Here is a 3501-nt window from a genome sequence, read left to right as displayed (position 1 = left end):
TTACAGCAGGTGCTTGACGCCGTCTTGCTCGCCTTGCAGCTCAGCCAGAGTCTTGTTGATGCACTCTTGCGAGAAGGCATCAATTTCCAGACCTTCGACGATCTTGTATTCGCCGTCAGCAGTCGTGGTCACGGGGAAGCCGAACACGATACCGGCAGGAATGCCGTATTCGCCGTTGGAAGGCACGCCCATGGTGACCCATTCGCCGTTAGAGCCCAGAGCCCAGTCGCGCATGTGGTCGATAGCAGCGTTAGCAGCCGAAGCAGCCGAGGACAGGCCACGAGCCGCAATGATGGCGGCACCGCGCTTGCCAACGGTAGGCAGGAACACGTTGGCGTTCCATTCCTGGTCGTTGATCATTTCCTTGACCGACTTGCCGTTCACGGTAGCGAAACGGTAGTCTGCGTACATGGTGGGCGAGTGGTTGCCCCACACGGTCAGGTGCTTGATGTCGCCAACCTTGAAGCTTGCCTTGGCAGCCAGCTGGGAAGCAGCACGGTTGTGGTCCAGGCGCAGCATGGCGGTGAAGTTCTTGGCTGGCAGATCGGGTGCCGACTTCATGGCGATGTAAGCGTTGGTGTTGGCGGGGTTGCCCACAACCAGAACCTTGACATTGCGCGAGGCCACAGCGTTCAGAGCCTTGCCCTGAGCGGTGAAAATCTGAGCATTGGCAGCCAGCAGGTCAGCACGTTCCATGCCTGGGCCGCGAGGACGGGCGCCAACCAGCAGAGCGTAGTCGGTGTCCTTGAAGGCGGTCAGAGGGTCGCTGTGGGCTTCGATGCCGGCCAGCAGAGGGAATGCGCAGTCTTCCAGCTCCATGATCACGCCCTTCAGAGCGTTTTGAGCCTTTTCGTCGGGGATTTCCAGCAGCTGCAAAATGACAGGCTGATCTTTACCCAGCATTTCGCCGGATGCGATGCGGAACAACAGGGCGTAACCGATTTGGCCAGCTGCGCCAGTAACGGCGACACGGACGGGCTTCTTGCTCATGGTGAAACTCCAATATTGGAAAAAAGTGAGATGTTATGGGCGCGAGGTAACACCAGCGTAACCACCAGTAGCACAAGCTCCGCAAACATGCGGCAAGTGTACTGCTGATTTCAAATCCCAGTCAATTTGTCTTATGTCTTATATAAGATATGATCCTCACCTAGCGGTCAACGCAAACCTGCTTGTAACCTGTTTGTTTTTGCACATTGCATCGCGGAGGCGATCCCTTCAAAACTACTATGCCTACCCCTCACAACACAGCCCCGGACAACAACGCCAGCAATAACACTGGTGCCGGCGTATCTACCCCAGCATTCAGCCCTCTGTATCAGCAGATCAAAGGCCTGATCCTCCAGAGTCTGGAAGCTGGCGAATGGCGCCCCGGAGAACTGATTCCCAGTGAAATGGAACTGGCTGCCCGCTTCAAGGTCAGCCAAGGCACGGTGCGCAAGGCGATTGATGAACTGGCCGCTGAAAACCTGGTCATGCGCCGTCAAGGCAAGGGTACGTTTGTAGCCACTCACGCCGCACAACAGGTTCAATACCGCTTTCTGAATCTTCGCCCCGACGCCGGCGATCTGCAAGGCGAAGGCCGAGCAGAGCGCCGCATCCTCGAATGCCGCCGCCTTCGCGCGCCTGCCGAGGTGGCCCGCGCTCTGGCGCTTCGTACCGGCGACGCCGTCATGCATGTGCGCCGCATCCTGTCTTTTGCAGGAATTCCGACTATTTTGGAAGACATCTGGCTGCCAGGCAACGCCTTCAAGGGCCTGACTGCGGAACAAATGTCGAATTATCAAGGCCCAACTTACGCCATGTTCGAGCTGGATTACGGCGTGCGAATGGTGCGGGCCGATGAAAAAATTCGGGCCGTTCTCCCTGATGCAGAGCAGGCTCAACTGCTGAACATTCCCAGCGCCACGCCCTTGCTCAGCGTAGAGCGCACGGCTTACACATATAACGATGTTCCCATGGAGTTACGACGTGGTTTGTACCTCACGGACACTCACCATTACCGCAATGCTTTGAACTGAATCCCCCCGTAAAAGCGTTGATTGCGCCAATTCCCAATCAACGCTATGCAAATTCGGCTAACGGATTCTGCTGCATTGCAATAGAATTTTGTGTCGCTTCGCACTAGCGATTACAACGCAGTTACATCCACGAAAGTACCCTGCCATGACAGAGCAAAAAGCAAAACAGCGGCCAGAGTTCCGCAACATCAACTTCTTCTCGGACCTTCCGACGTATCGCCTGCCTCTGGCAGGCATCGTGTCCATCCTGCACCGCATCAGCGGCTTGCTGATGGCGCTCTTGCTGCCGTTCATCATCTGGATGTTCGACAACTCGATCTCGTCGGAAATTTCGTTTGATTCCTTCACCTCGGTGTTCGCCGGTCAATTCGGCTGGCTTGCCAAGCTGGTCTGCCTGGCACTGATCTGGGGCTATCTGCACCACTTCTGCGCTGGCGTTCGTCACCTGGTGATGGACGTGAACCACCACGCTGTGAACAAGCAGACTGGCAAGTCCACTGCTGTTGGCGTGCTGGTTATCAGCGTCGCACTGACCGTGGTGCTGGGCGCCAAGCTGTTCGGTCTGTACTGATCGGCCCCGGTTAACAACATCCCACGATAAGGAAACAACCATGTCCGTGAATTACGGCTCAAAGCGCACCGTTGTCGGCGCGCACTATGGCACCCGCGACTTTCTGGCCCAACGCTCTACAGCTGTCCTGATGGCTCTGTACACCGTGGTGCTGCTGGTTCGCTTTTTGACAGTCGGCGGCCCCGTGGGCTACGAGCAGTGGGCTGGCATTTTTGCCCCCCAGTGGATGAAATTTCTGACCCTGGCCCTGTTTGTGGCTCTGGGCTGGCACGCATGGATTGGCGTGCGTGACATCTGGATGGACTACGTCAAGTCTGTGGGCCTGCGCCTCTCGCTGCAAGTTGTCACCATTGTCTGGCTGCTCGGATGCGTCGGCTGGGGCATCCAGGTTCTGTGGCGTCTCTGATTGAGACACGGTCTCCACGATTGAAGGTTAAGAATGAGCTACTCCAAAGCAAATATCACCAAGCGCAAGTTTGACGTCGTCATCGTCGGTGCCGGCGGCTCCGGCCTGCGCGCTGCGCTGGAACTGTCGCGTGCCGGTCTGTCGGTCGCGTCCCTGTCCAAGGTTTTCCCTACACGTTCGCACACTGTGGCCGCTCAAGGCGGCGTGTCCGCTTCGCTGGGCAACATGTCCGACGACAACTGGCACTACCACTTCTACGACACCATCAAGGGCTCTGACTGGCTGGGCGACCAGGACGCCATCGAGTTCATGTGCCGTGAAGCACCCAACGTCGTGATCGAGCTCGAACACTTCGGCATGCCGTTCGACCGCAACCCCGACGGCACCATCTACCAGCGTCCTTTCGGCGGCCACACGGCCAACTACGGCGAAAAGCCCGTGCAACGCGCCTGCGCTGCCGCTGACCGTACCGGTCACGCCATGCTGCACACGCTGTACCAGCA

5 protein-coding genes are annotated in these 3501 nt (G+C 57.6%); 4 read left to right on the top strand and 1 reads right to left on the bottom strand.

All coding sequences use genetic code 11. From position 1 onward, the window contains the following. On the bottom strand, nt 1-990 hold the full coding sequence (locus tag RSF91_RS19695) for a malate dehydrogenase (protein ID WP_332569988.1): 990 nt from the start codon (nt 988-990) through the stop codon (nt 1-3). Nucleotides 991-1229: 239 nt separating this feature from the next. Between RSF91_RS19695 and RSF91_RS19690 the strand changes: the two genes are divergently transcribed. The 4 genes from RSF91_RS19690 to RSF91_RS19675 form a co-directional block, all read left to right on the top strand. Further along, nucleotides 1230-2021, top strand: a complete 792-nt coding sequence (locus RSF91_RS19690) for a GntR family transcriptional regulator (protein ID WP_332569987.1) — start codon at nt 1230-1232, stop codon at nt 2019-2021. Between the two features lie 145 nt (nt 2022-2166). Continuing rightward, nucleotides 2167-2592: a succinate dehydrogenase, cytochrome b556 subunit gene (sdhC, locus tag RSF91_RS19685; protein WP_332569986.1), complete on the top strand. Its 426-nt coding sequence runs from the start codon at nt 2167-2169 to the stop codon at nt 2590-2592. A gap of 40 nt (nt 2593-2632) precedes the next feature. Further along, entirely contained in the window at nt 2633-2998 is a 366-nt protein-coding gene (gene sdhD / locus RSF91_RS19680; RefSeq protein ID WP_099736236.1) for a succinate dehydrogenase, hydrophobic membrane anchor protein, read from the top strand. A gap of 33 nt (nt 2999-3031) precedes the next feature. Beyond that, nucleotides 3032-3501: FAD-dependent oxidoreductase (locus RSF91_RS19675; RefSeq protein ID WP_332569985.1), on the top strand; the 470-nt coding region annotated here is incomplete at its 3' end.

It is taken from the genome of Comamonas sp. (assembly GCF_036643215.1).
Taxonomy (GTDB): Bacteria; Pseudomonadota; Gammaproteobacteria; order Burkholderiales; family Burkholderiaceae_C; genus Comamonas.
Note: the sequence above shows the minus strand (reverse complement) of the source record. Positions and strands in the feature narration are given on the sequence as shown.

What these genes read in the sequence shown, in the direction of transcription:
- RSF91_RS19695 (WP_332569988.1), bottom strand. Translation starts at nt 990, where the DNA reads ATGAGCAAGAAGCCCGTCCGTGTCGCCGTTACTGGCGCAGCTGGCCAA.
- RSF91_RS19690 (WP_332569987.1), top strand. Translation starts at nt 1,230, where the DNA reads ATGCCTACCCCTCACAACACAGCCCCGGACAACAACGCCAGCAATAAC.
- sdhC (WP_332569986.1), top strand. Translation starts at nt 2,167, where the DNA reads ATGACAGAGCAAAAAGCAAAACAGCGGCCAGAGTTCCGCAACATCAAC.
- sdhD (WP_099736236.1), top strand. Translation starts at nt 2,633, where the DNA reads ATGTCCGTGAATTACGGCTCAAAGCGCACCGTTGTCGGCGCGCACTAT.